General features: G+C 59.1%; 25 protein-coding genes and 1 pseudogene. 15 read left to right on the top strand and 11 right to left on the bottom strand.

Annotation, left to right across the window (positions count from 1 at the left end):
- Positions 1–21 precede the first annotated feature (21 nt).
- Together ACQZ5Y_RS17590 and ACQZ5Y_RS17585 are read right to left on the bottom strand one after the other, a co-directional pair.
- Positions 22–993 carry an alpha/beta fold hydrolase gene (locus tag ACQZ5Y_RS17590; RefSeq protein ID WP_111799494.1) on the bottom strand — a complete coding sequence of 324 codons (972 nt, stop codon included), beginning with the start codon at positions 991–993 and terminating at the stop codon, positions 22–24.
- 423 nt (positions 994–1,416) lie between these two features.
- Complete coding sequence (locus tag ACQZ5Y_RS17585) at positions 1,417–2,358, bottom strand: cupin domain-containing protein (RefSeq protein ID WP_174051359.1); 942 nt, start codon at positions 2,356–2,358, stop codon at positions 1,417–1,419.
- 91 nt (positions 2,359–2,449) lie between these two features.
- On the opposite strand from ACQZ5Y_RS17585, the gene ACQZ5Y_RS17580 reads away from it, so the two are divergent.
- Entirely contained in the window at positions 2,450–3,427 is a 978-nt protein-coding gene (locus tag ACQZ5Y_RS17580; RefSeq protein WP_174051361.1) for an oxidoreductase, read from the top strand.
- Between the two features lie 265 nt (positions 3,428–3,692).
- On the opposite strand, the gene ACQZ5Y_RS17575 is transcribed toward ACQZ5Y_RS17580, so the two are convergent.
- From ACQZ5Y_RS17575 to ACQZ5Y_RS17560, 4 genes are all read right to left on the bottom strand, one after another.
- On the bottom strand, positions 3,693–4,139 hold the full coding sequence (locus tag ACQZ5Y_RS17575) for a carboxymuconolactone decarboxylase family protein (protein WP_003517456.1): 447 nt from the start codon (positions 4,137–4,139) through the stop codon (positions 3,693–3,695).
- A 92-nt stretch (positions 4,140–4,231) separates the two neighbouring features.
- Positions 4,232–4,669 (bottom strand): cupin domain-containing protein, encoded by a 438-nt coding sequence (locus ACQZ5Y_RS17570; protein WP_111799497.1) that lies wholly within the window; start codon positions 4,667–4,669, stop codon positions 4,232–4,234.
- A 13-nt stretch (positions 4,670–4,682) separates the two neighbouring features.
- Entirely contained in the window at positions 4,683–5,435 is a 753-nt protein-coding gene (locus ACQZ5Y_RS17565; protein ID WP_111799498.1) for an SDR family oxidoreductase, read from the bottom strand.
- 11 nt (positions 5,436–5,446) lie between these two features.
- Entirely contained in the window at positions 5,447–5,959 is a 513-nt protein-coding gene (locus ACQZ5Y_RS17560; RefSeq protein ID WP_019565668.1) for an RrF2 family transcriptional regulator, read from the bottom strand.
- Between the two features lie 246 nt (positions 5,960–6,205).
- On the opposite strand from ACQZ5Y_RS17560, the gene ACQZ5Y_RS17555 reads away from it, so the two are divergent.
- Together ACQZ5Y_RS17555 and ACQZ5Y_RS17550 are read left to right on the top strand one after the other, a co-directional pair.
- Complete coding sequence (locus tag ACQZ5Y_RS17555; protein ID WP_111790968.1) at positions 6,206–6,787, top strand: TetR/AcrR family transcriptional regulator; 582 nt, start codon at positions 6,206–6,208, stop codon at positions 6,785–6,787.
- A gap of 72 nt (positions 6,788–6,859) precedes the next feature.
- Complete coding sequence (locus ACQZ5Y_RS17550; RefSeq protein WP_112682715.1) at positions 6,860–7,591, top strand: SDR family NAD(P)-dependent oxidoreductase; 732 nt, start codon at positions 6,860–6,862, stop codon at positions 7,589–7,591.
- A 169-nt stretch (positions 7,592–7,760) separates the two neighbouring features.
- On the opposite strand, the gene ACQZ5Y_RS17545 is transcribed toward ACQZ5Y_RS17550, so the two are convergent.
- Positions 7,761–8,231 carry a zinc-binding dehydrogenase gene (locus ACQZ5Y_RS17545; protein ID WP_233283734.1) on the bottom strand — a complete coding sequence of 157 codons (471 nt, stop codon included), beginning with the start codon at positions 8,229–8,231 and terminating at the stop codon, positions 7,761–7,763.
- A 152-nt stretch (positions 8,232–8,383) separates the two neighbouring features.
- On the opposite strand from ACQZ5Y_RS17545, the gene ACQZ5Y_RS17540 reads away from it, so the two are divergent.
- A complete protein-coding gene (locus tag ACQZ5Y_RS17540; RefSeq protein ID WP_111790966.1) occupies positions 8,384–8,632 on the top strand; it encodes a hypothetical protein in 249 nt (82 codons plus the stop codon).
- Between the two features lie 121 nt (positions 8,633–8,753).
- Here ACQZ5Y_RS17540 and ACQZ5Y_RS17535 read toward each other — a convergent pair.
- Together ACQZ5Y_RS17535 and ACQZ5Y_RS17530 are read right to left on the bottom strand one after the other, a co-directional pair.
- Positions 8,754–8,999, bottom strand: a pseudogene (locus tag ACQZ5Y_RS17535) (IS6 family transposase); the annotation flags it as partial.
- Between the two features lie 69 nt (positions 9,000–9,068).
- The gene (locus ACQZ5Y_RS17530; protein WP_080802590.1) at positions 9,069–9,680 is read right to left on the bottom strand and encodes a TetR/AcrR family transcriptional regulator; all 612 of its coding nucleotides are present in this window, start codon (positions 9,678–9,680) and stop codon (positions 9,069–9,071) included.
- Positions 9,681–9,828: 148 nt separating this feature from the next.
- Between ACQZ5Y_RS17530 and ACQZ5Y_RS17525 the strand changes: the two genes are divergently transcribed.
- The 4 genes from ACQZ5Y_RS17525 to ACQZ5Y_RS17510 all read left to right on the top strand — a co-directional run bounded on the left by ACQZ5Y_RS17525 (position 9,829) and on the right by ACQZ5Y_RS17510 (position 14,606).
- A complete protein-coding gene (locus tag ACQZ5Y_RS17525; protein ID WP_060642264.1) occupies positions 9,829–10,095 on the top strand; it encodes a hypothetical protein in 267 nt (88 codons plus the stop codon).
- A gap of 437 nt (positions 10,096–10,532) precedes the next feature.
- A complete protein-coding gene (locus tag ACQZ5Y_RS17520; protein ID WP_112682714.1) occupies positions 10,533–12,482 on the top strand; it encodes a methyl-accepting chemotaxis protein in 1,950 nt (649 codons plus the stop codon).
- Between the two features lie 751 nt (positions 12,483–13,233).
- Positions 13,234–13,821: a DUF1349 domain-containing protein gene (locus ACQZ5Y_RS17515; RefSeq protein WP_065662706.1), complete on the top strand. Its 588-nt coding sequence runs from the start codon at positions 13,234–13,236 to the stop codon at positions 13,819–13,821.
- 26 nt (positions 13,822–13,847) lie between these two features.
- Entirely contained in the window at positions 13,848–14,606 is a 759-nt protein-coding gene (locus ACQZ5Y_RS17510) for an SDR family oxidoreductase (protein ID WP_111791073.1), read from the top strand.
- A 28-nt stretch (positions 14,607–14,634) separates the two neighbouring features.
- On the opposite strand, the gene ACQZ5Y_RS17505 is transcribed toward ACQZ5Y_RS17510, so the two are convergent.
- A complete protein-coding gene (locus ACQZ5Y_RS17505; protein WP_111791074.1) occupies positions 14,635–15,399 on the bottom strand; it encodes an SOS response-associated peptidase family protein in 765 nt (254 codons plus the stop codon).
- Between the two features lie 59 nt (positions 15,400–15,458).
- Complete coding sequence (gene ligD / locus ACQZ5Y_RS17500; RefSeq protein ID WP_111791075.1) at positions 15,459–16,511, bottom strand: non-homologous end-joining DNA ligase; 1,053 nt, start codon at positions 16,509–16,511, stop codon at positions 15,459–15,461.
- A gap of 282 nt (positions 16,512–16,793) precedes the next feature.
- Here ligD and ACQZ5Y_RS17495 point away from each other — a divergent pair, with 282 nt between their 5' ends.
- From ACQZ5Y_RS17495 to ACQZ5Y_RS17465, 7 genes are all read left to right on the top strand, one after another.
- The gene (locus ACQZ5Y_RS17495) at positions 16,794–17,546 is read left to right on the top strand and encodes an ImuA family protein (RefSeq protein ID WP_060642157.1); all 753 of its coding nucleotides are present in this window, start codon (positions 16,794–16,796) and stop codon (positions 17,544–17,546) included.
- Entirely contained in the window at positions 17,467–18,978 is a 1,512-nt protein-coding gene (locus ACQZ5Y_RS17490; RefSeq protein WP_162690710.1) for a Y-family DNA polymerase, read from the top strand. The genes ACQZ5Y_RS17495 and ACQZ5Y_RS17490 overlap by 80 nt, the downstream gene beginning before the upstream one ends.
- Complete coding sequence (locus tag ACQZ5Y_RS17485) at positions 18,975–22,232, top strand: error-prone DNA polymerase (RefSeq protein WP_111791076.1); 3,258 nt, start codon at positions 18,975–18,977, stop codon at positions 22,230–22,232. The genes ACQZ5Y_RS17490 and ACQZ5Y_RS17485 overlap by 4 nt, the downstream gene beginning before the upstream one ends.
- A 90-nt stretch (positions 22,233–22,322) precedes the next feature.
- Entirely contained in the window at positions 22,323–22,721 is a 399-nt protein-coding gene (locus ACQZ5Y_RS17480; RefSeq protein ID WP_112153484.1) for a DUF1419 domain-containing protein, read from the top strand.
- A 505-nt stretch (positions 22,722–23,226) separates the two neighbouring features.
- Positions 23,227–23,826, top strand: a complete 600-nt coding sequence (locus ACQZ5Y_RS17475; RefSeq protein WP_112155436.1) for a hypothetical protein — start codon at positions 23,227–23,229, stop codon at positions 23,824–23,826.
- Between the two features lie 432 nt (positions 23,827–24,258).
- Positions 24,259–25,191 carry an ArdC family protein gene (locus ACQZ5Y_RS17470; protein WP_112155444.1) on the top strand — a complete coding sequence of 311 codons (933 nt, stop codon included), beginning with the start codon at positions 24,259–24,261 and terminating at the stop codon, positions 25,189–25,191.
- Between the two features lie 590 nt (positions 25,192–25,781).
- The gene (locus tag ACQZ5Y_RS17465) at positions 25,782–26,093 is read left to right on the top strand and encodes a DUF736 domain-containing protein (protein ID WP_162692160.1); all 312 of its coding nucleotides are present in this window, start codon (positions 25,782–25,784) and stop codon (positions 26,091–26,093) included.
- Positions 26,094–26,387 lie beyond the last annotated feature (294 nt).

Genomic DNA, 26,387 nt, shown 5'->3' with positions numbered 1-26,387 from the left:
GCGGAACGGATTGGCTATCGATCAGTTGCAAACCTTGCGGTCGAGGAAATCCCGGATGAGCGGCGCCATCACATCGAGCTTGTCTTCGAGGGCGAAATGGCCGCTATCGAGAATGTGCATCTCGGCATTCGGGAGATCGCGAAGATAGGGGTGCGCGCCAGGTTCCGGAAAGATCTTGTCGTTCTTGCCCCAGACGATCAGCGTTGGCGGTTGGTTGTCGCGGAAGAAGGCCTGGAATTGCGGGTAAAGCGGTACATTGCTGCCGTAGTCGCCCAGGAGATCCAGCTGGATGTCCTTGTTGCCCGGCCGGTCGAGCAAGGCCTGATCGACGACCCAGTTGTCGGGGCTGATATGTGAGACATCGCCCATTCCGTCGGTATACTGGAATTTCGTGGTTTCGAGCGTAACCAGACCGGCGAGCGCTTCTCGGCGTTCCGGCGTCTTCTCGGCCCAATAGGCCTTGATCGGATCCCAGAACGCGGCAAGGCCTTCGGTATAGGCGTTGCCATTCTGCACGATCAGGGTTTCAACCCGCTCGGGATGTTTGAGCGCGAGCCGGTATCCGATCGGTGCGCCGTAATCCATCACATACATGCTGTAGCGATCGGCGCCGACTTTTTCCGTCAGCTTGTCGACGACGTTGGTCAGGTTCTCGAATGTGTAGGAAAATTTGGTGTGGTCGGGCGCATCACTCTGACCGTAGCCGGGATAGTCAGGCGCGATCACGCGGTAGCGGTCTGCAAGCAGCGGAATGAGGTTGCGGAACATATGGGACGAGGTCGGAAATCCGTGCAGAAGCAGTAGCACCGGTGCGTCTTTGGGGCCGGCTTCACGATAAAAGACTTTTACGCCATCTATCGTCGTGTTTTTGTACTGAATGACGGGAACGGCTTTCGCGGCGATGACTGGGGTGTTCGGCACGCAGCGGGCTTCAGCCGCAACGGGAGAGATGGCCATGAGAAGTGCGACAGTGGCGAGCAGATGCTTTTTCATGATGCTTTCCTTTTCCAAATTGGGTGCCGATCCACATCAGCGCCTCTGGAAAAAGGACTAGCACCGCCGGTCCTCGGGCCTGGGATAAATAAGGGTAAAAAGTTGAACAGTTGGCCGTCAAAGCACTAACAATGAGCAGCGTGAATGGCTCGATCCAAACGAAAGCCGATCCGTTTAAGCAGCCTCATGGGAAGCTCTCCACGTCTGCGGTTCTTTAAACGACCGATAGCTTTGACGATCATAGAGAGTGTTTTTGCGGTAGAATCAGCGTGATAGGTTCTTCGGTTTGCCGGTTCTGGGTTTGATTCCTGTCAAGGCGTATGATGCGGAGTATGTCCAAATTGAAAGCGGTCGCAAACAATGAGGACTTGCTGCAACGCTGCATCTGCCTGCGCACCAGACCGGCTAGTGGCAAACCAGCAGTCACGACTTGACAACCTCACTCTGCATCTTGTCGCGATAAAGGGAACGGTAACGCGCCGGCGATTGGCCGATGGCGCGGCGGAAGCTGGCGGCAAAAGCGCTGTCGGATCCATAGCCGAGCGAATGTGCAATCCGTGGCAGTGGCTCGTTGCCACGCCGCAGCCGGGCGGCGGCAAGCCGCATCCTCCAGTTCGCGAGATAGTCGATCGGCGGTGCTCCGACGGTGGCACGAAATCTTTCGGCAAATCCGGAGCGGGACTGGCCGGCAAGAGACGCCAGTGCTTCTACCGTCCAGCGGCGCGATGGATCGGCGTGGATGGCCCGCAGTGCCGGCGCCAGACGAGCATCCGCAAGGCCGGCGAGCCAGCCGGGATGCTGTGATGTCTGGCGCGCCATATAGGCACGCAGGACATGGATAAACACCAGACGCAGCAGGTCGTTGCAGGCGACGCGAGCACCCGGTGCTGCGCTGTTCCACTCCAGGTCCAACTGTTCGAGCAGCCAGCCAATCGGTCCGGCCTCTTCGTGGTCAATCACTACAACAGGCGGCAGGGCGTCGGTGAGGAGTGAGCCATCGACGGTATCGAGGTTGACGCTGCCGCCTAGGAGCACGAAATCCCGACCATCGCCCACTGAGACATCGAGATTACCCCCAGCGAATACCTCTGCCGCTGCTATCGGCGTCACGTTGGGATCGCTGCAAAGCGTAAACGCCTTGCCGCTGACCACAAGACAATCGCCGGCTTCAATGCGCAACGGTGCCTCTCCCTCCGAGATCAGCCAGGCAACGCCTTCACGGACTGCATTGAACTTGAGGTAGCCCGGTGGTGGAAAAGCAACAGACCACGCGCCTCCGGCTGCAAAACGCACGGAGAACAGCGCACGCGCATCGATGGCGCTGAGCACGTCGGACAGGGGATCCTGGATGTTTTGGACGATCACGACAGAAATCCGGATCCTGCAGGCTGGGGACTCCGAGAAGCTACCCGATATAGGGGACGGACACCAGAGCCACAAATGAAGGAGTAACAACATGTCCGAACAGAAACCTATTGGATCTCGTTTCAGCGCATCCAGCACGGCACGCGAGGTCACCGAGGGTATCGACCTTTCCGGCAAGACGGCGATTGTCACCGGCGGCTATTCCGGTCTCGGCGTCGAGACGACGCGGGCGCTCGCTGGTGCCGGCGCTCGTGTCATCGTACCGGCTCGCAATCGCGAAAAGGCCGAACGCACACTTGCCGGTATCGACAATGTTGTTATCGAAGCGATGGATCTTGCGGATCCCGCATCGGTTGCCGCCTTTGTTGACAGGATCGTTGCGGCGGGCATGCCCATCTCAATCCTGGTCAACAGCGCCGGCATCATGGCGACGCCGCTTGCCCGGGATCAGGCTGGGCACGAGAGCCAGTTTGCCACCAATCATCTCGGCCATTTCCGATTGGTTGCAGGCCTGTGGCCTGCGCTGGTCAAGGCTGGCAACGCGCGGGTGGTCTCTGTGTCATCGCGCGGCCATCAAATCGGTCCAGTCGATTTCGACGACATTGATTTCAAGGCTCGCCCTTATGACAAGTGGCAGGCCTATGGCCAGGCGAAGACGGCAAATGCTCTGTTTGCGCTTGAACTTGATCGGCTTGGAGCAGGGCATGGCATACGGTCATTTTCCTTGCACCCGGGCATCATCCTGACCGATCTCGCCCGCCATCTTACCGAAGACGAGATCAACTCTTTTGATGTCTACGACGAGAATGGCAATCGTCGAGTCGATCCATCGCGCGATCTCAAGACGCCGGAACAAGGGGCAGCAACAAGCGTCTGGGCAGCAACGCGACCCGAACTCAACGGGATTGGTGGCGTCTACTGCGAAGATTGCGAAGTCGCCCTGCCGCAGGCGGAGACGGATGGGACCAGAGGTGTGGCGCCTTGGGCCATGGATCCACGGGCTGCTGAACGGCTCTGGCTGATTTCTGAGCATTTAACGGGCTTGTCAGTACGTGATCGTCGAGGCTGAGCGCATATCGGCACACGAGTGATTTGCGGTGTTGTCAGGCGAGGCCTTCGGGCAGTCGAAGGCCTGCTACATCGTGGTCAGTCGGTTTCACGCAGGAGTAGAACAGCGGCTCACCTTCATAAACACTCTGAAGTGTTCGATCCGGATAATGCCTTCCGTGTCTGGGAGATGGCGACCGGGATGGTCGCATCTGCAGGTCGAAACACCCTGTCGGACCTCGACGGCCCGGCAGGGAGGTGCCTATGCGGTTGCACTGTTAGCGCGATCACGCCTTGGCTGCAACCGGAAGCCGGAATGGCGCTCCGAGACGATTGAACGCGTTCATCGCAGCGATCGTGATCGTCAGATCGACGAGGTCCTTCGGTTCGAAAGCTGCGGCTGCGGCGGCATAGGCCTCGTCCGAGGCGTGGGTCTGGCTGACATTCGTGACTTCTTCAGCCCAGGCCAGTGCTGCTCGTTCTTGGTCGCTAAACAGGTGAGGCACCTCATCCCAGACAGGAACAAGCGTGATCTTATCGACGGACATCGTCTTGCGCAGATCGCGACTATGCATGTCGATGCAATGGGCGCAGCCGTTGATCTGCGACACGCGCAGGAAGACGAGATGAATCAGCTCCTCAGGCAAGTTCGTTTTCTTGGTGACGTAGTGATGGACGCCGAAGAGCGCCTTGGCCCCCTCGGGGGCGACTTCGGACCAGTTCATGCGGGACATATTGTTTTCCTTTCTCGTGGACACGGTTCTCCGTTCGCCGGAGAAACCGTCGTTGCTTGTGCTAGGTGAGGGGGTAGGTCTGGTAGGTAGCGCTACGGCTTTCGCGGTGTCGTCAGGGCGGTGTCATCGGTATCGACGACGAAGACGGCAAGCAGCTTCGCCGGCTCGGTCTTGCTGGCGTTGGCGCTGACGTCGTGGCGGTCGCCCGGCAGCTCGGTGAAGTTCTGCCCGGCGATGAAGGTCTTCGTCTCGCCACCGTTCACGGCGCTTTGGATGGCGCCTTCGAGAACCGTCGCATAGATCAAGGCGGATTTTGCATGCGTGTGAGCGGAACTGTAGCCGCCGGGGCCGTACTCGACGAGGACGCCCTTCACGCTCTTTCGGGGAACGTCCGGGAGGGGATGCTCGTAAACCAGCGTCACCTTCGCGTCCTTCGTATCATATGCAAGTCCAGGCTTGGCGACGTCATGAGCGGAAGCTGTGGCCAGAGAGACCGCAAGGGCTGAAGCGGCATGGAGGATGGTCTTCATGATTGTTTCCCTCCTATGTTCTGAGCCACTCGGCGATCGTGATCGCACCCTTGATGTAGTCTCCGCCGGGAACCAGCGAGCCGGCGACAACGGAAGCGCCGAAGTAGTCGACGGCGGCGTCGGCGTTGACCGGACGAGCGTCGCTCTTGGCATCGAGATAGGTCCGGATGAAGGATTCGAACGGTGCCCGTTCGGGCCCGGCAAGATCGACGGATGCGTTCTTCGGCTCCCCGAGCGCGGCTTCCACCAAAGCAGCGGCGACGTCGTCGGCCGCGATCGGCTGGAAGTCGATATCCGGCACTTTCACCGCGCCGTCGGCCGAGTAGGCGCCCACCAGTGTCTCCGTGAATTCGTGGAACTGTGTCGCGCGCACAATGGTGTAGGCCTGGCCCGATGCTGCGACGGCGTCTTCTTGGGCGAGTTTGCCGGCCATGTATGGGTTCGCGGCGAGGCGGTCCGCGTTGACGATCGAGAGGACGACGTGATGGCGCACGCCCGCGGCTTGTTCGGCACGTGTCAGGTTTCGGCTCGACTTGTCGAAGAAGTCGGTTATGACGGCCTTATCGAAAGACATCATGTTCGACACGTCGATGACGGCGTCGGCGCCCGCAAGCGCCTCGGCCAGTCCTTCGCCCGTGTAGGCATTAATCCCGTTGCGGGAGCTTGCGACGACGGCTTCGTGGCCGGCGTCCTGTAGCAGCTTCACTGCCTTCGAGCCGATCAGGCCCGTGCCGCCGATGACGACGACCTTCTTCATCTTGGTCATGGTGCTTTCTCCTATGACGAGGCGCGATTGCCCGTCTTGCGTTCGTGGAGTTCAAGGAAGGCGCATCCCCGGGCGGCGATACCACCGTCGTCGGCTGCACCAAGGTCCGCCAGAAGGTCCGCGACGGACACCTTGGCGAGTTCTGCGCGATAGGCCTTCTCGGCTTTCAGCATCGCGGCGTTGATTTGGCAGGGCTTAGTGAAGTAGCGCGCCGGAAGTGGATTCGGCCCGCGCTGGCGGATCTCGGCGCACCGGAAGGCGGGCGCTGGTCCTTCGACCGCGAGGACGATGTCGAGCATCGTGATGTCCTTTGGCGCCTTGGCCAGCCGATATCCACCCTTCGGACCCGGCGTCGTTGCGACGATCCCGGCGCCGGAAAGCGCCTGCAGATGCTTGAGGAGGTAGCTCGTCGATACGCCGTGGAGTTCTGCCAGTGCTGCCGCCGACAGGACGCCGTCTTCGGACAGCCCCGCCAGGAATGCCGTGCAGTGAATGGCCTGCTCGACGCCTTCGCTCAGTTTCATGGTGCATCTCCTAATCGTGGATATAAAATATCCACGATTAACTTCGATGTCAATCCGGGATCATATAGACCGTTCAAAATTCGGAATATGACAGAAAACCGCGCTCCGGCGGCCGGGGCTTGCCACAGTCAGGAAGCTCGCACTCTCATCGACGCCCGAACATGTTGCACTTGCCCCGGAATATTTCCGCCGCAAGGTGGGAATTTAATTATTGACTGATCAATCAATAATTGGTACGTCGTCCGCATGGCAAGACCGAGAGAATTTGACCGCGACGCAGCGTTGGAGAAAGCCCTGAGGGTGTTCTGGGCAAAGGGATTTGCCGCGACCTCTACCGATGATCTGCGTGTGGCGATGGGCATCGGCAGACAAAGCCTCTACGGCGCCTTTGGCGACAAACGTACTCTTTATCTGGAAGCGCTGGATACCTATCAGCAGCGGACAAACACTGGGCATGTCATGAGGTTGAGCGGCCCGACATCGCCTATAAAAGGCATCGAAGACCTGCTTTCCGGTCTTGTGTCGGAAGACGATTGCGAGCGGGCGCTGGGATGCATGGGGGTTGGATCAGTCGGCGAGTTTGGCGTGACAGACCCGGACCTTAATTCGCGCCGCAACTCTGCCAGTGCGGCGTTAGGTCGACGCATATTGGAGAGAGTGTTGGAGGGCCAGCGTTCGGGGGAAATCAATCCCGCTCTCGACGCTGAAGAAACTACCGCGTTCATTCAGATGACGATGACCGGCCTGCAGGTGGCTGCGCGTGGCGGCGCAAAAGCTCTCGATCTGAAGGCGATGGCACGATTTGCAACACAGCGTCTAAAACCATAACGCGGCCTCCGCAACAAGGAGGCTTTTCATTTGCTCAATTATGGACTGATCTGTCAATAAAAGGAGAATCCCATGACAATCGAAGAACGAAAGACCGCCCTCGTATTTGGAGGTGCCCGTGGTATCGGCGCCGCTGCGGTCGAAAGACTTTCAAAAGACGGCTACGATGTCGCCTTCACATATGTTTCGCGACCGGACAGCGCAAAGGCGCTCGTGAACGAGATCGAGAAGAGTGGGCGCCGCGCGGTGGCCATCCAGGCCAATAGCGCAGATGCTGCCGCCATTCGTGGCGCGGTGGCAAAGACTGTCGACATCTTCGGGCCAATCGACGCCGTCGTCGTCAATGCAGGGATTTTGCGGCTCAACAGGGTGGATGCTGTCACTCTCGAAGAGCTCGATCTAATGATCGACATCAACATCCGCGGCGTTTTCTTGTCCATCCAGTCCGCAGTGCCGCACATGAAGGATGGCGGCCGCGTCATAACGATCGGGTCGAACACGGCGGAACGGACTGGAATGGCGGGAGCAAGCGTCTACCAATTCTCCAAGGCTGCGGTCGCAGCGATGGTGAAAGGCTTGGCCCTTGATCTGGCTCCGCGGCGCATCACCGTCAACAACATCCAACCTGGTCCAACGGACACTGACATGAACGCCGGCGCCATTGAGATGTTGTCTGACCGCAGCCCCTTGAAGCGCGTTGCCGACCCCAAGGAAATTGCGGGAATGGTGGCCTATCTAACGGGTCCCGACACGTCTTTCATGACAGGATCGAGCCTGACAATCGACGGAGGCTGGGTGCTATAAATTCAGCGCTCCAGGGGTAGGGCCGTTCACAGCGGCCCTCTCCACCACTCCGGCATCTTTCCTCGTGCAAAAGTCTGCTGGGCAAAACTCACCGGCGGTCAATCTTTTGGCTTATCGCGATGCAATTCGCGAGTTCCACTCAGTCCAAGAGCTCCCCGCGTATCCGGCATCACCCATGAAAATCGTCAAGAACGATCTTGCCGAACACTCCGCCGGCTTCCATCCGGCGATCGGCATCCGATGTAGCTGAGAGTGGATACAGTGCCCCGACAACGGGCTGAAGTTCTTTGCCCATCATTGGCAGCACATCGTCCCTGAACCGGCGGATCATAGCTCTCATTTCTGAGCGAGATCTGGATTTCATGGCCGTGCCCAGCAATTGTAAGTGATTGTGAAGGACAGTTCCGAGCGGAATGATGGCGTTCTTATCTCGCCCCAACAGGCCCACTTGGACAAGCCGACCACCAGGAGCAAGACTACGAATGTTGCGGACGAGGTAGGACCCGCTGACAAAGTCGATGATCAGATCGACCCCACAGGATGCCGTCGCATCGACGACCTCCGCCTCGAAGTCCGACCGCTGATAATCGAACACAGCTTCGGCGCCCTGCGAAAGCACGTTCCCGATGTTGCCCGCCAAAGCGGTGGCTAGCTAGGTTGCTCCAGCCGCTTTGGCGGGCTGGACTGCCGCCGATCCGATGCCGCCTGCAGCAGCATGAATGAGAACGGTCTCGCTTTTTTTCGGTTCGTCCGAGATGTGCAAGAGCCTCCCAGCCCGTGACGAAGCTCTCCATGACTGCGGCCGCCTCGATGAAGGACATTCTGGTCGGAATGGTAGCCGCCATCCCGCCGCCGACAATCCCCATGACACGGTCGCCGACGGCAAGGCCGGTTACTTCGTTTCCGACGGCTGTCACTTCTCCCAGCGACCTCAAGGCCGAGGATGTTACTGTCCCCGTAAGTCTGAGCGCCATAGACGCCTTCACGTTGAAGAAGGTCTCCGCGATTGACCCCGGCCTGTCGGTTTTCAGCTGGGTTTAAGCCAGTTTTTCATTTGGCATTGTAACAACACATTGCTTCTATGGTATTGACCGAAAACTTCTTTCCGAAGTGAGAGTGGATCTTTTCGAAATGGAAGATTGGATCATATTCGTGCGATAACCAACAGCCATTTGTCGCCGAGCTTGCCGATCGATCGCTTCCGGATTTCATTGGCAAAGTGCCTGTCGAATTTCTCAGCCCAAAGTCTCACGGTCTGACGAGAGACGATGACCCCACGAGCTGCCAGCACATCCTCGGCCATTCGCAGACTGAGCGGAAACCGGACATAGAGCTAAACGGTATGGGCAATCACGTCAGGTGGAAATCGGTGGCGACGATAAAGAGGATCACGGGCAAGTCTGGTCATGTAGCCTTATTCGACGCCCTGTTAACGTGACACTGCCTTCAGTAGCACTTCCTTCTTGCACCACCAGGATCAGGCAGAAGCCTGTGCACCTAGACCAAACGAGACCATCGCCGCTTCACACGCACGCGTAAACCGCATCGACGGACCTTCTTTGCCGACGGCAAGTTTGCTGACGCGTGCTCCCTCTAACAGCATGGATAGCGTATCAGCCAAAAGTTCAGGATCGCTTACACCTGTCGAACGACAAAGATCGGCAAGCCGGGAATGCTGTTCCATCTTCAATGTTTCTATTATCGCATGTGCAGGGTGCCCTTGCTCTTTCAACTCTACCGCAGCATTGGCCAAATCGCATCCATAGGGTTCGCTGGAAAGACATTGTGCGCGCGCTTTAACCCATGCCGTGAGCTGAGCCCTCGGGTCGCCCGGGTTCTCTTTTTCGAGATCTTCCCAGGCTTTATCGAGCGTTCGAGAACTGTGCTTGAGCGCTTCACACACAAGATCGTCCTTGGAACCAAAATGTCGGTATAAGGTCATCTTGTTGGTTGAGGCGGCTTCGGCAATGGCATCAACACCGATGCCGCGTATCCCATGTTCACGAAACAGTTGGCAGGCCGTTGACACAATCCGGTCACGAGGTGCGATTTTCTGCTCAGAAGCACGATCAGATGTCTCGGATTTCATGAGTTTAATTTTTACCCTCAAGCGGTGTTGACATGCGTGTTACCGATCGGTAACTATCACAAAAGTTACTTACCGGTAACACCTTGGCGCGAGCCCGTCAAGCAATCGCCCGCTTTCACAGCTTAGGAATTATCGAAAGGAGACTGAGATGAGACAGACGATAGACGAGATGACGCTCGCCGAGATTTTCGCAGATCCACTGATCCGTTCAGTCATGCGCGCCGATGACGTGGGCCTGGACGATTTCAAAGAGTTGATGCATTCAGCGGCGACGTCCTTGACGACACGCGATGGCGCAGCATTCGCTGGACAGTTTGAAACGAGCGGGCCTGCAGCTTCATCGAAGCGTACACTCGTAACCGCCGTACAGCCCTTGTTCGCAGGTTTCTTTAAGCCTTGCGCTGCCCATATGTGAATGTGGCCTGCATCACCATCCCACAGGTCGGGCTTATCCGGGGTGGGATGGCTAATCGCACGCTGATCTTTCAGATATTGGTATCTCCTGCGCCCGTTTGGGCATGAAGAAATTGTAAAGTATTTAACTATAACTAATCGCAAGAAAACCAGCGAAGCACGGCCGTGGAACAATTGGTTCTAGTCCGTGTTTTGCGAAATGCGGCCCGGCGTTTCCGCCTGTTGGCGGGGCTGTCGTTTCGCCCGCGGAATGGTGACCTGCCCGTATTTGAAGGGGGCAGGCCGGCGTTTTTCGGCGCATGCATGATGCAGTTGCGATCAGAGCCGATGATGCGGCTACCGAAGCCTTGATGATCGAGGTTACGCGACGTGCAATGTCAGTCTTGCCGAACACCTCCGGCACGGGGAAGGAGCGGTATTCATGCCCTGAGGTTATCCGTGTCATTTCTCCAGAATGCCAGTATCCGCACCAAAATTCTGTCGCTCATTTTACCGCTCTGCATCATCGGTCTGGGTGCAACAGTATATATGTCCGCCCGTTACAAAAACGCGGACACGCTCTATTCAGAGTTCATTGCCGGCGATAATGCCGCGCTTGTCGAGCTTTCTCGCGCCAACCGCAATCTTCAGGCGGTGGCTTACGGTGCTTATCAGGTAATGGCATACGACACCTCCATACCGGATTTCGCCATCGCCAAAGGCGAGTATAATACCGACAAAGGCGAACTGATCTCGCGATTGAACAACGTCAAGGCCATATTCCCGGAAGAGACGGCCACAATCGACAAACTGCTCAAACAATCTCAGAGCATCATCGCAACCACTGATAAGGCCGTCGAGCTTGGCTCCGCTAATCGTAATCAGGAGTCCGCGGCGGAACTCCTGAAGGCTGATGGGCAAATTCGCGCGGCCGGAAACGAAATAGGCTCTTTGCTGGACAAGCTTGCCAAGGGTGTTGCAACAGGCAGCGACGATCTGACGGATCAGACGAATTCCACGATCCTGACCTCGCTTGTTGTGGTTGGCATCAGCTTTGCAACCGGCATCATTCTCGCACTTTTCGTGGCCTCACGTGGCATCACAACGCCGATTGCCCGGCTGCGGGAGCGCATGGTGTCGCTGGCAGGCGGCGATACGGCAGCCGAGATCGATGGCATGGACCGCAAGGATGAAGTCGGCCAGATGGCGGTTGCTGTTCAGGTGTTCCGCGAGAGTGCGATCGAGCGCATTCGTCTCGAACAGGAAACCGAAGCCAATCGCAGCCTTTCGGAAAAGGAACGCATCGCGCGCGAGCAGCAGAAGGCCAAGGAAGCTGCCGACGTCAAATTTGCCGTCGACAATCTTGCAACCGGTCTTTCGAAGCTTTCGGATGGCGATGTGTCCTACCGCATCGGCCAGCCGTTCACGGCGACACTCGACGGCGTTCGTAACGACTTCAACATGTCCGCCGAAAAGCTGCAATCGGCATTGACCCGGGTTGCGCAGAATGCTGGTGGCATCGGCGCGGGCGCAAACGAGATCAAATCGGCCGCCGACGATCTGGCCAAGCGTACCGAACAGCAGGCCGCAGCCGTGGAAGAAACCGCTGCCGCTCTGGAAGAGATCACCACGACAGTGAAGGATTCCACCAAGCGAGCGCAGGAGGCCGGCCTGATCGTCAGCCGCGCCAAGGCAGGTGCCGAACAATCCGGCGAAGTGGTACGCCGCGCGGTGGTCGCCATGGAGCAGATCTCCAAATCCGCCAACGAGATCAGCAACATCATCGGCGTGATCGACGAAATCGCCTTCCAGACCAACCTTCTGGCGCTCAATGCCGGCGTGGAAGCTGCGCGTGCGGGTGAGGCGGGCAAGGGCTTTGCCGTCGTCGCGCAGGAAGTGCGCGAACTGGCGCAACGCTCCGCCAATGCGGCCAAGGAAATCAAGGCGCTGATCACCACCTCGAACGATCAGGTGCAGCAGGGTGTTCAGCTGGTGGGCGACACCGGCAAGGCACTGGCGACGATCGTATCGGAAGTGCAGGAAATCAACCGGCACGTCGTCTCCATCGTGGAATCCGCGCAGGAGCAATCCTCCGGCCTCCAGCAGATCAATACCGCGGTCAACCAGATGGACCAGGACACGCAGAAAAATGCGGCGATGGTGGAAGAGACCAACGCCGCCAGCCACAATCTGGCCAAGGAGGTAGCTTCGCTCAACCAGCTTCTCGCGCAGTTCAAGCTCGCCGATACCGCCTATCAGCAGAAGAGCCAGCCCGCTCCGGTTCGCAATGCCGGCGGCAACGACAGATATGTGGCATCCCCCGTACGCGCGCTTGGCCGCAAGCTTGCATCCGCATTCTCCGGTAACGCTGCTGTCGATACGTCAAAGGACGACTGGCAGGAGTTTTGATCGGCGATCGGTCAACGACATGAGCATCGGCGGGGGATATCCCCGCCGCCAATCAAGGACTATGCCACGCAATCGGAAATCGTTTGCGTGGCATAGTTTATGCCAGAGGGGTGACGAACATGTCTGGCAATCTTCGCAATACATTGTCCTTCACGCAGCGCGTCGCGACTATGGCCGCGGGATCTTTTTGGGCACTGACTCATTCTCGATGATGTTTCGGATTCAATTGGTGTGATTTTCGAAGGAGAATCAGCGCCATGCGAGCCCAGTTTCGACTTCCGACCTGATCCCGGCCGGTTTGAACGTTGAATCGGTGCATGATGCCACCGACGCGATCGTTGTCACTGCGTCCGCCGGGTCAACGGACTCCATATGTCCCCACTGCGGGACCGTTTCCCTCCGGTGATCGGTGATCTGCCGTGTATGGCTCGACGGATCGAATTGCATCTGACCGTCAGGCGCTTTGTCTATAGTGCTACCAACTGCCATCGAAAGATTTTTGCCGAGCGCTTCGGTGACGGTGTGGCCTCACGCTCCCTAACGAACTTCACTGCCTCAAGCTTGTACTCGCGGCTGGACTTGCTTCATTGCATTTATGCACTCCAGTTTCGTTGGAAGCACCTTAACTTGGTGTCCACGAAACTGGCAGCAGGCCAACACTCACTTTACCGAGTTTATGATCACGGGTATCCGTTGAGTCGGGCAATAGCCCCACCAGCAGTGATGCAAGGGCAATTCCGGAGACAGTGCCGTGGACGTTAATCTCAAAGAAGCCGAGTGGCTGAATAAACCTGTAGTGTGGGAAGCCACCGAGACGGGTCTCTCTTTAACCACCGAAGCAAACACTGACTTCTGGCGTGAAACGCATTACGGCTTCACGCGCGACAGTGGCCATTTCCTAGGCGTAACGGTCGTGGATGGTTTCACAGCGAGTGTCCGTGTCCAAGGCGAATTCCGGTCTCTCTACGATCAGGCCGGTCTTATGGTGCGCATTGATGAAAATCGATGGGTGAAGTCAGGCGTTGAGTTTACAGATGGCGAACGGTTTCTCAGCACAGTCATCACCGATGGAAAATCCGACTGGTCAGTGTCCCAGCCCTTCAAGGAACTTGAAGATTTCTATATCCGGATTACATTGAAGGAAGGCACGATGCGTATTCAGGCATCCTCCAATGGGAGCATATGGCCGTTGCTGCGGCTTGCTCCGTTTCCTAAAGTTCCCCATTATTTCGTTGGGTTGACTGCATGTACGCCTGAGCGTGGCGGACTGGATGTCCGGTTTTCGGAGTTTTCAGTCGGTGCGGCGATCACTACCGATCTCCACGACCTGTCTAGCTAGCAGCTATTTAAGAGAGTTCTTCGCAAATGCCGTCTCGATCTATCGTCCTTGTAACAGGTGCCAGCAAAGGGATAGGTGCAGCAACTGCAATTGCGTTTGCGCGGGCAGGATACGATGTGTGTGTGAACTATCACTCCGACGCTGAAGGCGCATCTGCGACGGCCGAGCGTTGCGAGGCCGAAGGCGCGAAGGCAATCGCTGTTGGCGCTGATGTCTCGGATCGCAACGCGGTAAAAAATCTCTTCCGCACTTGCGATGAATTACTCGGCCCGATCGACTGCCTTGTTAATAATGCCGGGATCATCGGAGGAACGTCCACGCTCGAAAGTTTGACCGAGGGTGCCCTGCAAGCCACTTTCGCGACCAACCTTTTTGGCACGATTTATTGCCTCCAGGAAGCGATAGAGCGGATGGCGTCCGATCGTGGTGGTGCGGGTGGCTCGATTGTCAACATGTCGTCCCTCGCGGCGACGCTTGGTAGTCCAGGGGAATATGTGCATTATGCGGCTTCCAAAGGCGCGGTGGAAACACTGACGATCGGTGCCGGCAAGGAGCTTGGTTCCGTTGGAGTTCGCGTGAACGCGATCCGCGTAGGCACGACGGCGACAGATATCCACGCGCGTGAGGGCAACCCAGATCGACCCGGGAAAGTTGCGCGTGCCACCCCGTTGGGGCGCATAGCCGAGCCGGAAGACATCGCAGATGCGGCGATCTGGCTCGCGTCACCAATGGCCAGATTTATTACCGGGACGATATTGACCGTTGCTGGCGGAATCGCACCGTGAACGCACTCACGGTCAGACACGACACAAATCAGTCTTGGCCAACCGGTTCGCCCGATTTCGACACGACGGTGGACCCGTACGGTTCTCGCGACGAAATAATCAACGCATCGTTCTGAAGCGGGCGGACAAGATGTTTTGCCTCGTCCCACGGCGCCCGCATCCAGATGTCCGTGTCCTCCTTCGTCAGCAACAGAACCGGCATGGCTTTCTCATGGATCGGTTTCACGAGATCGTTGGGATCCGTGGTCAGAAAACCATAGAGGTCGTCGATCGTGAGTCCGTCCCGAACCTTCCGGACGCTCTTCCATTGCGGCACATGGATGCCGGCAAAAAACATCAGGGATTTCTCGTCATCGCGGGCAAACCAGGCATTGGGCACATTGCCGCCTTCCTCTCTGCTCGCCGGATCGGGTTCGGCAAAGCTGGTGACTGGGACAAGGCATCTGTGTTCGACGTCGAACCATCGCGTCCAATGCGGGAAATTGAGCTTACGCACGTTTGTCGTGCCGCGGTCGGCCTCCATGCGGATCAGCTCCTCGAGATCAAATGGCTTGCCCTTGGCCGCGAGCTTCTCGGCCTTGGCTTTGGCCGCTTTCTCCAAGGCGAAGCGAGGGGACGGTAATCCCCATCGCGCATGCACAAGCTGCTTCTTGCCTTCCGCCGTGTTGCGCACGATCGGCCCCATTTGGTCCGGGTTCATCTGATAGGCTGGCATTAGGTTGATCAGGCTTTCGGCGTCCTGGGCCCATTTCGAGACCCAGTCCTTGTCTTCCATCCGATAAAGGTTGCACATGCTGGAAAGCCCTCCGCTTAAAGCAGATGCGGTGTGTTCACGGCATCGCGCCTACTTCGCTACTGGAGCCTGTAAACGTCGGCATTGTCTTGTCGTTCCCGCAATCCCTTGTAGGAAGCATGGCGTAGCTTGCCGTCCGCCGTCCAGGCCCGAAACTCGATCTCGGCAATCAAAGTCGGCTCGACCCAAACGATGTCTGCCTTTTCGGCATATGGAACAGGCGGCTGTTTCCGTTTCCAGCGCAGCCTGTCGATCATCTTGCGCAGCCTGTTCATCTCGGCTTGCCTGAAGCCCGTCCCGACGTTCCCGACATGAACGAGCTCGTCACCGCGATAGGCAGCAAGCACCAGAGAGCCGAAGCCGTCGGGAGATGCCGTCGATGGCTCGTAGCCAACAACCATGAAGGCTTCGCTCTTAACGCACTTGATCTTGACCCAGTCGCCGGTCCGGCCGGAGCGATAGGGTTGATCCAATTGCTTGCCGACGATGCCCTCGAGGCCAAGGCTGCCAACGTGTTCCAGCAGGATCGCGGGATCGGCGTCAATGGTTTCCGAAAGGCGGATCGCGCCGTCGTGCCCGTTCAGCGTATCCTCGAGAAGATGCCGGCGCGAACGGTACTCCACGTTGCGCAGGTCATGGCCGTCGAGATAAATAAGATCGAACGCGTAGAGGATGGCGTCCGAAGCTCGGTTGCCAGCCGTCTTTCCAGACGCACCCAACGATTTCTGCAGCAGCCCGAAATCCGGCCGCCCTTCATCGTCAAGCACAACCGCCTCGCCATCAATGATCATCGTTGCCGGACCAAGCGCCCGGGCAGCCTGCTCGATCGCCGGAAACCGGTGCGTCCAGTCATGGCCACCACGCGTGAGGATGCGGACCCCTGTCGGCTCGATATGGATAGCGAGGCGATAGCCATCCCATTTCAGCTCCCAGCTCCATTGGTCGCCTTGTGGAGGGTGCGCCTTCAATTGGGCGAGCGCCGGCTCGACGCGATCGGGCATCGGATCAAACAGCAGCTGTGGCTGTGCGGGATTGCGCTTCCGACGCGGCTTTGACCGTAGCGGAGCTTCGGTATCACGAAGGAGCGGCTTTGATCTCGGTGGCTTCGTCATGCAAACGAGTTCAGCACGAAAACCTTAAGAAGATTGTGACGCCGTTCATCTATCCCCGCTATCCACCGTTTTGAACCCGACGGACGCCAGGGCTGCAAAAATTTCTGTTTCCCCTTACCTCCTTGAATCCTTTTCGAATCTTCGACTTTGCTAATACTGGGATAATATTCCTCAACCATGTGGTGCTTGACTCTTTTGCATTACGAGAACAAACAATGAACATATAGCCCGTACGACATAATGTCGATCCTTTGAACACGACCTTGAAGGGAGCCGTGAACGATGACTGCTGCCCGTCAGAGGGTGATTTGCGACTTGCGAGACCGCATCGCGTCGATGGAAGGGGTATCCGCGAAGCGGGCCGGAACACTTTCTTTTGGCGTTTCCGAGATCGATGCGGCCTTGCCCGGCGGGGGCCTCGCCTATGGCGCGCTGCACGAGTTTGCAGGCGGTGGCTCCGGTACTGTCGATGGTGCGGCGGCCGCCCTTTGTGTTGCCGGCATTGCCGCAAGAACAAAAGGCCCCGTCATCTGGTGTCTGACGCGGCCGGATCTTTTTTTTCCAGCTCTTGCCCATGTGGGTCTGCATCCCGACCGCGTCATCTTTGTTGAATCCGACAAGGAAGAGGATGTGCTGGCCAATATGGAGGAGGGCCTTTCCTTCGGCGGACTTGGTGCCGTCGTCGGTGAACTTGTTCGCCTGCCTATGGTCAGTTCCCGCCGCCTGCAGCTTGCAGCCGAGCGAACCGGAACCATGGCGCTCGCGGTCCGCCGATGGCGGCGACAGACGGAGGCCAATGACTTTGGGCAGCCGACGGCCTCGACCACGCGGTGGCGTGTCAGCGTGATGCCGTCAGAGGAGTTGCCGGTACCGGGGGTGGGCAGGCCTCAATGGTTTCTGGAATTGATGCGCGTGAAAGCGGGTGAGTGTGCTGAGTTTCTCGTGAGGGCGTGCGATGACAAGGGTCGTCTCGATCTATCTTCCGGATCTGCCGACGGATCGCATTCGTCGGGCCGATCCGTCTATTCCGCCTGAACAGCCAATCGCCGTGATCGCGAGAAGCGGTTCGAAGCGATGGGTGTCTGCCGCCGATCCGGCTGCCAGAAAGGCGGGCGTGCATGCCGGCATGGCGGCGGCAAAGGCGCAGTCGCTGTTTCGCGGCCTGATGCTGGTTGACGCAGATTCGCAAGCCGATCAAGCCGCGCTCGAGCGCATCACGCTCTGGGCGCTGACGATCTATTCGCCGATCGTCGCCGTCGACGGGATTGATGGTATCGTCATGGATACGGAAGGCGCCGATCATCTGCAGGGTGGTGAACTGCCGATGGTGACAAAGATCGCCAACCAGTTTCTTGCCCGAAAACTGACGGCGCGCGTGGCGGTTGCCGACAGCTGGGGTGCTGCCCATGCTTGCGCCCGCGCAATCAATTGCGAAACGATTGTCGTTCCTCCGGGCGAGACGGCCCATGCCGTCAAAAAACTGCCGATTTCGCTTCTGCGCCTGCCGTCAAAGATCGTCTCTGATCTGCGCATTCTCGGTTTCCAGACAATCGGCGAGCTTGCCAACACCCCGCGGGCCCCGCTGACATTGCGCTTCGGTCCGGAGGTCGGCCGCCGTCTCGACCAGATGCTCTGTCGTGTCGCTGAGCCGATCGAACCGATCCGGACCGCAGAGCTGGTTGAAGTCTCCAAGGCCTTTGCCGAACCGATCGGGGCTGCGGAAACAATCAATAAATATGTTGGCCGTCTGGTCGTCCAACTCGTTGACGAACTCCAGAAGCGCGGGCTTGGCATTCGCCGTGCCGACCTGATCGTCGAGAAGGTCGATGGCACGAGACAGGCCATCCGCGCCGGAACCGCCAGGCCCGCCCGAGATGTCGCCTGGCTGACAAAACTGTTTCGGGACCGGACGGAAAAGATCGAGCCGGGCTTCGGGATCGAAAAGCTGATCCTGCTCGCCGTGATAGCCGAGCCTCTCGAGGAGGCTCAGAAAGCCTCTGCTCTGGTCGAGGATGACGTCACCGATGTCACGCCGCTAATCGACCTCTATGGAAACCGGGGGCAGAGGGTCTATCGCGTCGCACCGGTCGCATCCGATGTGCCGGAACGCTCTGTCCAGCGCATCAGCCCCGTCGCCGAACCGATCGCCGTTGCCTGGGTCAGCCATTGGCGCCGCCCCGTTCGTCTCTTACCGAGACCTGAGTTGATCGAGGCGATCGCGCTGATGCCGGACCGGCCCCCAGTCTCCATCGTCTGGCGTGGCAAACGCCGCAAGGTCAAATGTGCCGACGGCCCGGAACGCATTTTCGGGGAATGGTGGCAGCGAGATGCCGAAATGGACGCCGTGCGCGACTATTTCGTCATCGAGGACGAATCCGGTGAGCGTCTTTGGGTGTTCCGCTCCGGCGACGGTATTAATCCGGAAACCGGGTCACACCGCTGGTTCTGCCACGGGATATTCGCATGAGCTATGCCGAGCTCCAGGTCACGACACATTTTTCGTTTCTGCGTGGTGCCTCGTCGGCGCAGGAGTTATTTGATACTGCAAAACTCCTTGGGATCAGTGCGATCGGCGTCGTCGATCGCAATTCGCTCGCAGGCATCGTCCGCGCCCTTGAAGCATCCCGCGCGACAGGTCTCCGCCTTGTCGTTGGCTGTCGCCTCGACCTCGCCGACGGTATGTCGTTGCTGGTCTATCCGATGGATCGTCCGGCATATTCGCGGCTGACCCGGCTCATCACGCTTGGCAAGTCGCGCGGCGGCAAGAACAACTGCATTCTGCACTGGGACGATGTCATGGCTTACTCGGAAGGCATGATCGGCATTCTGGTGCCGGATCTGCCGGACGCCACATGCGCCGCGCAGCTTCGCAAGTTGGCGCACGTTTTTGGTGATCGAGCCTATGTATCGCTGTGCCTGCGCCGGCGACCCAACGACCAGATGCGGCTCCATGAGATTTCCAACATGGCGGCACGGTTCAGGGTCAAAACCGTCGTCACCAATGACGTGCTGTTTCATGAGCCGGGTCGGCGGCAGTTGCAGGACATCGTTACCTGCATCAGGCACAATACCACGATCGATGACGTCGGCTTCGAGCGAGAGCGTCATGCCGACCGATATCTGAAGCCTCCGGAAGAAATGGCTCGCCTATTTCCACGTTATCCGGAGGCCCTGGCGCGAACCATGGAGATCGTGCGGCGCTGCACGTTTTCTCTCGAGGAGCTGACCTATCAATATCCGGAAGAAGCTATCGTGCCGGGCAAGGATGCCCAAGCCTCGCTTGAGCATTATGTCTGGGAATGCGCGCCTGACCGCTATCCGGAAGGGCTGCCGCCCGACGTCTTGAAAACCGTACGGCATGAGCTCGATCTCATCCGCACCATGAAATATGCGCCGTATTTTCTGACGGTGTTTTCGATCGTGCGCTTTGCAAGAAGCCAGAGCATTCTCTGCCAGGGCAGGGGATCGGCGGCCAACAGCGCCGTCTGCTATATTCTCGGCATTACCTCTATCGATCCCTCGACCAACGACCTTCTCTTCGAGCGCTTCGTCAGCCAGGAACGCGACGAACCGCCGGATATCGATGTCGACTTCGAGCATGAGCGGCGCGAGGAGGTCATCCAATGGATCTACAAGACCTACCGACATGACAAGGCAGCCCTCTGCGCCACCGTTACGCGGTATCGTGCCAAGGGAGCGATCCGCGATGTCGGCAAGGCGCTCGGCCTGCCGGAAGACGTGATCAAGGCGCTATCATCAGGCATGTGGTCCTGGTCGGAGGAAGTGCCCGACCGAAATATCCGGGAACTCAACCTCAACCCCGACGACCGGCGCTTAGCGCTCACCCTGAAACTGGCGCAGCAGCTGATGGGTGCGCCACGCCACCTTGGCCAGCATCCAGGAGGATTTGTCCTCACCCATGACCGGCTGGACGATCTCGTGCCGATCGAGCCGGCAACGATGAAGGACCGCCAGATCATCGAATGGGACAAGGATGACGTCGAGGCGCTGAAGTTCATGAAGGTAGATGTGCTCGCACTCGGCATGCTCACCTGCATGGCAAAGGCGTTTCATCTCATCCGTGAGGATAAGGGCGAGGATCTCGATCTGTCTACGATCCAGCAGGAAGACGCAGCCACCTACGCAATGATCCGAAAAGCCGATACGCTCGGGACCTTCCAGATCGAAAGCCGCGCGCAGATGGCGATGTTGCCGCGCCTGAAACCCCGCACCTTCTACGATCTGGTCGTGCAGGTGGCGATCGTCCGGCCCGGTCCTATCCAGGGCGACATGGTGCATCCCTATCTTCGCCGCCGCGAAGGCAAGGAGCCGGTAGAGTATCCCACACCCGAGCTTGAGGCCGTGCTCGGCAAGACGCTGGGCGTGCCGCTGTTTCAGGAGAGCGCCATGCGGGTCGCCATGGTCTGCGCCGGTTTTACCGGTGGCGAGGCCGACCAGCTGCGCAAGTCGATGGCCACCTTCAAGTTCACCGGCGGGGTCTCCCGCTTCAAGGAAAAACTCGTCTCCGGCATGGTCAAGAACGGTTATTCGGCGGAGTTCGCCGAAAAGACCTTTTCTCAGCTCGAAGGTTTCGGCAGCTACGGTTTTCCGGAAAGTCACGCGGCATCTTTTGCGCTGATCGCCTATGCATCGAACTACATCAAATGCCATTATCCGGATGTCTTTTGCGCGGCGCTTTTGAACAGTCAGCCGATGGGTTTTTATGCTCCAGCCCAGATCGTCGGTGATGCGATCAAGCATGGCGTCGAAGTGCGACCTGTGTGCGTCAACCGCTCGCGCTGGGACTGCACGCTGGAAAAGATCGGCAGCACCAATCGGCATGCTGTCCGGCTTGGGTTTCGGCAGGTAAAGGGACTGGCTGTCGCTGACGCAGCGCGGATCGTGACGGCACGCATGAATAGTCCTTTCTTATCCGTCGATGACATGTGGCGCCGGTCCAGCGTGCCGACGGAGGCCCTTGTCCAGCTGGCAGAGGCCGATGCCTTTCTGCCATCGCTCAAACTCGAGAGGCGCGACGCGCTCTGGGCCATCAAGGCGCTGCGTGATGAGCCATTGCCGTTGTTTGCCGCCGCGACTGAGCGCGAGATGGCGGCAATTGCTGAGCAGCAGGAGCCGGAGGTCGCCCTTCGGCAGATGACGGACGGGCACAACGTCATCGAAGATTACAGCCATACGGGCTTGACGCTACGGCAGCATCCGGTTGCGTTCCTGCGCAGGGACCTGTCGGCACGCAACATCATCCCTTGTGCGGAGGCGATGAATGCTCGGGATGGGCGATGGGTTTATACTGCAGGTTTGGTGCTGGTGCGCCAGAAGCCCGGGTCGGCCAAGGGTGTCATGTTCATCACCATCGAGGACGAAACAGGCCCTGCCAACATCGTCGTCTGGCCGTCACTGTTCGAGAAGCGCAGGAGCGTGGTGCTCGGATCCTCGATGATGGCAATCAATGGGCGGATTCAGCGGGAAGGGGAGGTCGTGCACCTCGTCGCGCAGCAACTATTCGATCTGTCAGGCGATCTCGTTGGCCTGGCCGATCGGGATGTCGAATTCAGGCTGCCAACGGGGCGAGGCGATGAGTTTGCCCATGGGGGCGGTGGGCCGGACTCTCGCGATCGGCCGAGGCCGGTCGTCCCGCGGGATATGTTCACGCCTGATCTTCATATCGATACGCTGAAGGTGAAGAGCAGGAATTTTCAGTGATTTTTCGCTATCCCGGGAGCCGCGCCGCTTGGCGTCCCTCGAGGGCCCCCGCAGCATTTTTTGGGAAAACAGTAGAGTTGGCGTGCAGCCATGGGTGCCACATCAGCGCGATCATTACCGAACGAGGCTGAGCATGTATGGGAGTGGGACGACAGCGCGCTCTACAGCGGCGAATGGTTCGAGATCGCCGACGCATCCCACGACTACACGTTTGAGATACTGCCGCCGCTCTCGATCAAGGCCGGGATATTCGCCATGCGCGAATTCCCGAACGGTTTGGTCACCAGCATCCTCTTCTCTCTGCCGGTCGACGGGTGCCTCTGGCACTTCCGCGGTTATTGCGACCTGGCCGACAAGAGCTCGCCCGAACGCATGCAAAGCGCTGTCATCGAACGCGAATCCAGGCCCTCCCTTGTGATGAAGCACGACGAGAAGCTGGAACATATTTGGTCGCGCACTGCGGACGATTGTCTCGGTTATGCGGCATAATTCCTCCGTCGATGGACTTTCGTGAACGCTCGCGCGACAGGAGGATGCAATCGCATCATTGCGTGCCCGTGGACATCTGCCGGGTGGCTTAGGCCAAACGGGACCACGAGCCGATAGTGACGTCGGCGGTTGTGATGACTGTGCAAGCTGCGGCTTGGACGTTGGATCGGCGCGGCCTGGCGCAGGTCTAGCGTGGTTTCCTCTCAGCTTCGGCATCCGAGGTTTGCCTCTGGCCGTTCCGTCCTTCGGTTTCGTGGCGTCTGAACCGGCGCCCGTTCGGTTCAAGGCCGCTGTCGCGCCGCGGGGCGGCCGGTCATGCCGCTCTCGACAAAGCAGGCACGCGGGCTTCGCAAGGGCTTGTCACCCCTGCTTGACCGCCTGCCTGCTTCGCTCGATCTGGCCTGCCCGGGCCCTGATCCGCCCGGATTGCGCCTGTTCCTTTCGACCGCACCGAAGGACAGAGCGGCCAGGGGGCCGACACTTCGGCGAAGCAAAGGAGACCACCATGGCAAAGTCAGCAACCCAATCCCGTCAATCAACCCGCCAATCCGCCCGCGTCGTGCCGCTGCGCAGAGGCGCCACCCTCGAAATGGTCCGCCTTTCATGCCCCGATGAAACACAGGCGCTTCGGATCGCCGAAAGCTTCGGGATCGCCATTGTCGACAGCGATGGCATCCGTGGCATGCACGAGCGCCTGATCGTCGAAACCGCCACCGCACTTTCCGATGGCCTTGGCGACCGGGCGATGCAGATCCATCTGCAGCGCATCGTCGGGGCCTATGTCGGATCGGCCCATGGCGCCGGCCAGTTCTACTCCCGCGCCGTCACCGAGGCGCGGAACGCCACCGCCAAGAGCGCTGCGGATGCCCGCGACGACGATCTCGACGGTCCGGTCGGCTATGAGAGCGCCGCCCAGCGCAAGCGCGAATTCGCAGCCGACATGGGCATCCAGGCACATGCGCTCAGAATGGCGGCCGTCGGCGCTGTCGCAGCCTATGAGCAGGTGGTAGGCGAAACATGGAAGCCCTTCGACCGGCCGGTCGAAAATCCCGGCCAGACGCTCGACCGCAAGGCGGCAGCCGTCCAGCTGTCAGCCTTCGAATAACAACCATCACGGCGGGGCTCCGGCCCCGCCTTTGTTCACGTCGACGAAGGTGTCCTGTTCTCGTCAGCTCGAAGTAACGAGGGCCTGTGCCGGCCACCGCCTTCGGATCAACGACGGGACGCGACTTCAATGCGTCGACAGAAGGTCCCAACCTCAACCGCGCCGTTGCTAAGATTCCGTCGGCTGCCGTGCGGCAGAAAGTGGTCTTGCTGGCGAAGCCCTTGCATTGGCTGCGGATGAAGATCGGTAATCTGTCCATTGCTACCCCGTTCCGCCTTCGGTCTGCCGGGCCGAGGGTCTCGCGCAAGGGCTTCGCCCTCCTTCACGTTGTTACGGCGCGTTCCGCGTGCGCTCATCCCTGATCTCCCCGGCTTTTGACCGACGTGACGGGGTCGCGATGGTCGCGACCTCCGAAAACGGAGGTTGAAGGATATGAAAAGAAAAGGGCAGGGCGAGCGCGCCGATCTCTATGCGCGGATCACCGACAGGATCGTTGCGGATCTGGAAAAAGGCGTCCGTCCGTGGATGAAGCCCTGGTCGGCCGCAAACACGACCGGACGGATCACCCGGCCGCTGCGCCACAACGGCGAAGCCTATAGCGGTCTCAACGTGCTGCTGTTGTGGTCGGAAAGCACAGCGAGGGGCTATGTCTCGCCGACATGGATGACGTTCAAACAGGCCTTGCAGCTGGATGGAGCTGTTCGCAAGGGCGAGACCGGAACGACGGTCATCTATGCAAGCCGCTTCACCAAGTCGGAGGCCGACAGCAATGGCGGCGAGGTGGAGCGCGATATTCCGTTCCTTAAATCGTACACGGTGTTCAACGTGGCGCAGATCGACGGCCTGCCTGACCACTATCATGGCGTACCCGAACCGCTCCTGAGCCCGATCGAGCGCATCGGTCACGCCGACGAGTTCTTCCGCAATACCGGCGCAGTCATTCGGCACGGCGGCAACCAGGCATACTATTCTCCGGCCATGGACTATATCCAGATGCCACCGTTCGAAGCCTTCCGCGATGCCGCCGGGTATGCGGCAGTCCTCAGCCATGAGGCGACCCACTGGACGGCGGCAGAACATCGCGTGGGACGCGACCTGTCGCGCTATGCCAAGGACCGGACGGAGCGCGCGCGGGAAGAACTCATTGCCGAACTTGGCAGTTGCTTCCTCTGCGCTGACCTCGGTATCGCGCCGGAACTTGAGCCGCGGCCGGATCACGCGTCCTATCTGCAGTCATGGCTCTCGGTGCTGGCCAACGACAAACGTGCAATTTTCCAGGCGGCCGCGCATGCGCAGCGGGCGGTCAATTATCTCCACGGTCTTCAGCCAAGGGCGGATGCCTGCGCGACGAGGGACGCAGTGTAATAGCGCCCCTCTCATTTTAGCGCGTCCTTTGGTACTGCTCCCAAAATCTGAATCCGGGCAGCGCGGATTGACCGTTCGGGAGGAAAGCGAAGGCGATCTTGTGCCGTGCGGACGCGAGCCAGTTTTGCTGCGACTGGCCCTAATGCGTCCTGCATCAGCAACAGGTCATTCTTGCGGATACGAGCAAGCATGGGCGACATGTGCCAGATTGAAAACCGGAGCCGCCATCGAGAAGGAAAGTTCGGCGACGCTCACCGGACTTGTCGCATTGGCCCGGCAATGCCCAAACGATCGATGTGGCCATTGCTGCCATCTATTCGGGCATAGGAAGTGGGCGCGGCCAACGCGGCCTCGATTTGACATGTCCGATCGAAGATCGGCTGCGCCTCGATCGTTCTCCCGCAACGGCATCGCCCCCTTTCTTCCCCTGCGACCTGCGTTCGCATTCCTCGCGGTCCAAGAAAGCCGTCTCCCGCCGCCCTCCATTGCATTCCGGTCCCTTAAGGATGCGGTCCGATCGTCCCCGATCAAATCGACAGTCATCGAGGACGCGATGGTCGCGGCCCGATCAAACCGAAAGGATCACGACAATGGCAATCATCGGCGAATTCACCACCAACGGCAACACCATCCTCGGCCACGTACGCACTCTGACGGTCTCCATGAAGGCCCGTCTGAACCCGATCGAACGCACATCCCGCGACGCTCCCGACTTCCGGATCATGTCCGGAGCGGCCGAAGTCGGCGCCGCCTGGAGCCAGGTTTCCGGCGACGGAGAGCCCTACATCTCGGTCAAGCTCGACGATCCGAGCTTCCCGGCCAAGATCAATGCGGCACTTTGGCCGACCGAGAGGGAAGGCGACTATACGTTGGTCTGGAACCGCCCGAAGCGCGACGCCTGATCAAAGACGAAGCCCTGCCGGAAACGGCGGGGCTTTTCCCTTGTTCAAACCAAGAAGGAACCGGGCATCTAGCCCGCTTCTTCTTCTGGTCGCGATACGGAGAGGCGGGGTCTGCTCAGAGTGACCAATCGTGCCGCGAGCAAATGCCGGCCTCAAGGACTTCGCGTGGCCCCCCGATTTTGCTTCCGCTCCGGTTCCCTGCGCTTCAACAAAACCGGCACCCCACTCGCCGCCTCTGGCGGTCGCCGACGCGATCCCTGACCCCGTCATTTCCTCACGCCCCGCGGCGTCATC

The sequence above is a fragment of the Agrobacterium sp. A3-95 genome (assembly GCF_053521785.1).
This window is presented reverse-complemented; position numbering and strand designations above follow the sequence as displayed.

What these genes read in the sequence shown, in the direction of transcription:
- ACQZ5Y_RS17590 (WP_111799494.1), bottom strand. Translation starts at nt 993, where the DNA reads ATGAAAAAGCATCTGCTCGCCACTGTCGCACTTCTCATGGCCATCTCT.
- ACQZ5Y_RS17580 (WP_174051361.1), top strand. Translation starts at nt 2,450, where the DNA reads ATGTCCGAACAGAAACCTATTGGATCTCGTTTCAGCGCATCCAGCACG.
- ACQZ5Y_RS17575 (WP_003517456.1), bottom strand. Translation starts at nt 4,139, where the DNA reads ATGTCCCGCATGAACTGGTCCGAAGTCGCCCCCGAGGGGGCCAAGGCG.
- ACQZ5Y_RS17570 (WP_111799497.1), bottom strand. Translation starts at nt 4,669, where the DNA reads ATGAAGACCATCCTCCATGCCGCTTCAGCCCTTGCGGTCTCTCTGGCC.
- ACQZ5Y_RS17565 (WP_111799498.1), bottom strand. Translation starts at nt 5,435, where the DNA reads ATGACCAAGATGAAGAAGGTCGTCGTCATCGGCGGCACGGGCCTGATC.
- ACQZ5Y_RS17560 (WP_019565668.1), bottom strand. Translation starts at nt 5,959, where the DNA reads ATGAAACTGAGCGAAGGCGTCGAGCAGGCCATTCACTGCACGGCATTC.
- ACQZ5Y_RS17555 (WP_111790968.1), top strand. Translation starts at nt 6,206, where the DNA reads ATGGCAAGACCGAGAGAATTTGACCGCGACGCAGCGTTGGAGAAAGCC.
- ACQZ5Y_RS17550 (WP_112682715.1), top strand. Translation starts at nt 6,860, where the DNA reads ATGACAATCGAAGAACGAAAGACCGCCCTCGTATTTGGAGGTGCCCGT.
- ACQZ5Y_RS17540 (WP_111790966.1), top strand. Translation starts at nt 8,384, where the DNA reads ATGACTGCGGCCGCCTCGATGAAGGACATTCTGGTCGGAATGGTAGCC.
- ACQZ5Y_RS17530 (WP_080802590.1), bottom strand. Translation starts at nt 9,680, where the DNA reads ATGAAATCCGAGACATCTGATCGTGCTTCTGAGCAGAAAATCGCACCT.
- ACQZ5Y_RS17525 (WP_060642264.1), top strand. Translation starts at nt 9,829, where the DNA reads ATGAGACAGACGATAGACGAGATGACGCTCGCCGAGATTTTCGCAGAT.
- ACQZ5Y_RS17510 (WP_111791073.1), top strand. Translation starts at nt 13,848, where the DNA reads ATGCCGTCTCGATCTATCGTCCTTGTAACAGGTGCCAGCAAAGGGATA.
- ACQZ5Y_RS17505 (WP_111791074.1), bottom strand. Translation starts at nt 15,399, where the DNA reads ATGTGCAACCTTTATCGGATGGAAGACAAGGACTGGGTCTCGAAATGG.
- ligD (WP_111791075.1), bottom strand. Translation starts at nt 16,511, where the DNA reads ATGACGAAGCCACCGAGATCAAAGCCGCTCCTTCGTGATACCGAAGCT.
- ACQZ5Y_RS17495 (WP_060642157.1), top strand. Translation starts at nt 16,794, where the DNA reads ATGACTGCTGCCCGTCAGAGGGTGATTTGCGACTTGCGAGACCGCATC.
- ACQZ5Y_RS17490 (WP_162690710.1), top strand. Translation starts at nt 17,467, where the DNA reads ATGACAAGGGTCGTCTCGATCTATCTTCCGGATCTGCCGACGGATCGC.
- ACQZ5Y_RS17485 (WP_111791076.1), top strand. Translation starts at nt 18,975, where the DNA reads ATGAGCTATGCCGAGCTCCAGGTCACGACACATTTTTCGTTTCTGCGT.
- ACQZ5Y_RS17480 (WP_112153484.1), top strand. Translation starts at nt 22,323, where the DNA reads ATGGGTGCCACATCAGCGCGATCATTACCGAACGAGGCTGAGCATGTA.
- ACQZ5Y_RS17475 (WP_112155436.1), top strand. Translation starts at nt 23,227, where the DNA reads ATGGCAAAGTCAGCAACCCAATCCCGTCAATCAACCCGCCAATCCGCC.
- ACQZ5Y_RS17470 (WP_112155444.1), top strand. Translation starts at nt 24,259, where the DNA reads ATGAAAAGAAAAGGGCAGGGCGAGCGCGCCGATCTCTATGCGCGGATC.
- ACQZ5Y_RS17465 (WP_162692160.1), top strand. Translation starts at nt 25,782, where the DNA reads ATGGCAATCATCGGCGAATTCACCACCAACGGCAACACCATCCTCGGC.